This is a genomic window from Providencia sp. PROV119, from assembly GCF_028482435.1.
GTDB lineage: Bacteria > Pseudomonadota > Gammaproteobacteria > Enterobacterales > Enterobacteriaceae > Providencia > Providencia stuartii.
Window position 1 is genome coordinate 1 of the sequence record NZ_JAMPQL010000027.1, and the last position, 3,722, is coordinate 3,722.

General features: G+C 40.1%; 4 protein-coding genes. All 4 read left to right on the forward strand.

What is annotated here, in order from left to right:
• The coding region (locus tag PSF11_RS18420) for a type VI secretion system Vgr family protein (protein ID WP_272682857.1) at positions 1 to 984 on the forward strand (984 nt) is incomplete at its 5' end.
• The gene (locus PSF11_RS18425) at positions 981 to 1,562 is read left to right on the forward strand and encodes a DUF4123 domain-containing protein (protein ID WP_052127979.1); all 582 of its coding nucleotides are present in this window, start codon (positions 981 to 983) and stop codon (positions 1,560 to 1,562) included. The genes PSF11_RS18420 and PSF11_RS18425, both read left to right, overlap by 4 nt.
• A 10-nt stretch (positions 1,563 to 1,572) precedes the next feature.
• Positions 1,573 to 2,766: a hypothetical protein gene (locus PSF11_RS18430; protein ID WP_036942294.1), complete on the forward strand. Its 1,194-nt coding sequence runs from the start codon at positions 1,573 to 1,575 to the stop codon at positions 2,764 to 2,766.
• Between the two features lie 14 nt (positions 2,767 to 2,780).
• Entirely contained in the window at positions 2,781 to 3,695 is a 915-nt protein-coding gene (locus PSF11_RS18435) for a hypothetical protein (protein WP_053110264.1), read from the forward strand.
• Positions 3,696 to 3,722: the final 27 nt, after the last annotated feature.

The window sequence follows — 3,722 nt, forward strand, 5'->3', positions numbered from 1 at the left end:
AAACCCACCGCCGATGGTGATGAGTTAGCGACGGTCGTGGGTCCTCCGGGTGAAGAGATTTACACCAACTCCCAAGGGGCGGTCACGGTCTATTTTCATTGGGATAGGCGTGGTAAGCCCGATCACAGTGCCTCTTGTTGGGTCAGAGTCGCCCATGGCTGGAACGGGGATGGTTTTGGCTTTATGTCAATTCCGAGGATCGGGCAAGAAGTGATTGTCTCCTATTTAGACGGTGACATTGATAGGCCAATTATCACAGGGTGTACTTATAATGGGCGGAATAACCCACCATTAGATTTGCCTAAGCATAAAACCCGTACTACGTTTCGTTCAAAAACCCATAAAGGCGAAGGATTTAATGAGTTACGCTTTGAGGATAGTAACGGTCGCGAAGAAATTTATCTACATGCGCAAAAGGATCATCGAACACATATTTTAAACGATGAGTTTCACATGATTGAGCATAATCGGCAGAAACAAGTCGGAGTCGATCAGGAAGAGCGTATTGGTCAAGATAAGCGTACCGATGTTGGGCGTGATCATTATGAAAAAATTGGACGTAATTCAGTGATTCATATCTTGCAGGACCAAGAAATTCAGATTGATCAGAACCTGACCGAGGTTATTAACAGTAGCCATAAATCGGTAATTTTTGCGGATAAGCAAACTCAAATCAGTGGCAATCAGAAAATAGTCGTGGAAGGACAACGGCATGAAGAAGTGAAGACTAAACTGTTTTCACAATCCCCCTATTACATCATCCACGCTGAGAACCAACTGACGTTAGCCGGTTCAGGAGGCAGCATTGTGATTGATGATACAGGGATTACCATCAAAGCGAAACAACTCAAAATTAACACTTCATCACTGGATATTGGTGGTGGGGGGATTGATCAGGTGAAAGCCTTAATGGCAGCGACAGAAGAGGGGCAACCTTTTTGTGAAATTTGCGCAAAAGCGAAGAAGGAGAAAGAGGCGCAATGAGTCTATCACGCTTAACGTTATTGCCTTATGGGACCGACAAGAGCAATAAACATTCAATGCTGCAAGACTACTTGTTTGGTAATGTGTTATTCACGCGCCATGACCAGAAACAGGTGATTAAAGGCGAGTTCTCGACACATAGCCAAAGCTGGGCGGTCATTGATGCGATTAAACGCCCCGATATTGCTGTATTACTGGATATCTTTGAGGTGGAACATTGTTGTTTGTGGAAAGGGGAAAGTGCCGAACACTATTCGTTTTACGCACCTTATTTAGTGAAGTTAGAGTCTGATTCGCCATTTGTCACATGGTTGCTCGAAAATAGCCAAAAAACACCATTGGGGATTTATTTACGTTCACGGCTGCCACTCGAAAAATTGGCTCATCAACTGCGAAAGTTTAATCAAGTGTATGATGAAGAAACGAAAACATGGCTAATGTTTCGTTATTACGACCCCATCACCGTGAAAACATTATTGCCTTATTTACCCGTTAACGATTATCTCCATTTTATGGATAACTTGTTATTCGTCCTTGCGGATGATGTCAACGCCAATCAATTTTTAGTTTTGCAGTGAAGGAGTCTTTATGGGATGTGAAAAACGTTTTACGGATGAACCTGTTAGTGATCCGATAGACGCTCAACCGTGTGAGCTCAGTATTAAATCATGTGTGATGTTATCGGATGATAAGCAAGTCATTGATACTTTCAATGCGGAGGCGCGTAGCCCCTTTGATGAAGCTTGGGAGGAAACGCACAATGCAGGTTGCCCTAATGAAATTGAGCCTGAGCCCATGCCGACAGGAGTTTCTTTTGAAACATTCATGACGCTGATCAACCAAAAAAGTCAAGATAATGCGGTAGAGCCAAGAATAAGCCAACTTGCCGCTGAGATCATGGGCTATTCTCGACTGCAAGATGCAATAAGAGCACATTTTAGCCCTGACGGTGGAGAGGGAACAGAGTCGTATTTAAGCTTTATGTTGGCATTTATACCTGCAGCAGAGCGTCCTAAAGATGCACATTTTTTTTACCGCGGCATTCGTTATAAATTTGCCAAAAGTTATTACCGACTTGATTTTCAGCTTACACGGGAAAAAACACATGGTAAACAGGACTTTCATGAAATAGAGGGAGACCCTGATCCAGGGTTACGGTATGAAATCATGACAGGCTATGACAATGTAGCAATATCTGATGTTGATTATCGTAAAGGTTTAAAGACGATTGCAGTGACACCTAAATCGACGGTTTATAATTTATTATCTAGCCAGTCAAAAAACGTTTATATAAAAAAATATGAGGAATTAGCAGAAGCGATCGTTAAACGTATTATTAGGGATATTAATGAAGAAAAAGTTAACGAAAAAATTAACTTAGGAAAATCTATTGTCGTTGATTTAATCTTTTTAGCGTTTGGGGTGGGGGCAGCAATTACAACCGTGAAAAATGGTGCGAGAGTGATACCTTTGCTTGCCGATGGGTTAAATGTGATTTTTTCGACGAATGAATTGATTGAGGATTCCACGGCTTTGTGGGGGTATAACAAAGATGAAGGATATAACGTCCTGTTAAACTCCATGAAATACCTTGATTCTCAGACAGGGAATACAAAAAGTTTTGTGACGACGTATCATGCCATGAACCTGTTTATGTTTTTTGGTAAAAAGGTTAAAACACAAGCTATTACCAGTGTAGGGAGTATGGGGATTGGAGGCACACTCTATTTAGAGTCCTTTCAAGGTGAACCTAAATTACATAACGTGTCTCAAAATAAATAGAATAAAGGACTATTATGGCTAAACTCTTCGAATTTACAGAAGGTTATCTTAAGGGGATTACCGCAAAAATAGTGAGTGAGGAATCAGTAAAATCATTAACAAATATGCTTGTTACTCGCTTTAATGTGGTCGGAAAAACCTTTACTCGGCACTTTGATGATACGATTGTTACTTGTTTTGGTCCAAAACCAGATGGAACATGTATACTACGTATACAAGGTAATCCGAAAGGTGGTGGACGCCGAGTGACAGGACATATCGAACTTAATTTAAAATCTGAGCATGAATTACAAAAGGTATTAACCTCGGATTTGTTTTATGACGGGGTTGCTTCCATGAAAATGGCGCAGTTTGTGGGGTATCTCGGCGAGCAGCATGTTGTCAATGAAATCAAAAAAGGCACGTTATTTGATAAGCTGTTTATGAAAACGCGTTATGGTAAAGCTCCATTAGCGAACAAATCTTCCCGTCTTGATAAGGATGGTAATGAATTAAATCCTTTATTTGGTAAACGCTTTGTTCCTGAAAAAATGATAGCGTTACAAAATGCGAAAGGTCAAGGTATTGACTTGATTTGCAAAATTGAGCCACCGCCACCTGAGTGGGTCACATTTGAAATCAAAACGACGATGAAAGACAAATATGGGCCAAATGCAACTCCTTTAAGTGGGAAGCCTACAGAAATACAAGTAGACTATAAGAAAAATATCAGACGCCATACCGAATTAGCTGAACGCTCTTTATTTCATGGTGATAATGATTACTCTTTAACTAGAAAAGAATTTAGAATGCTAAGAGAAATTAAATTAAGCATGAAAAAGCGTCAGGTAGTTGGTTATAAAATAACAGTAGGTTTAGATAATGAATTTAATCCTTCACATAACAGTAAATACGATGAATTTTTCATCGCTGAGGATTTGGCAAAATGAATCGAACAAATAAAGTGATTAAATATG

What these genes read in the sequence shown, in the direction of transcription:
- PSF11_RS18430 (WP_036942294.1), top strand. Translation starts at nt 1,573, where the DNA reads ATGGGATGTGAAAAACGTTTTACGGATGAACCTGTTAGTGATCCGATA.
- PSF11_RS18435 (WP_053110264.1), top strand. Translation starts at nt 2,781, where the DNA reads ATGGCTAAACTCTTCGAATTTACAGAAGGTTATCTTAAGGGGATTACC.
- PSF11_RS18425 (WP_052127979.1), top strand. Translation starts at nt 981, where the DNA reads ATGAGTCTATCACGCTTAACGTTATTGCCTTATGGGACCGACAAGAGC.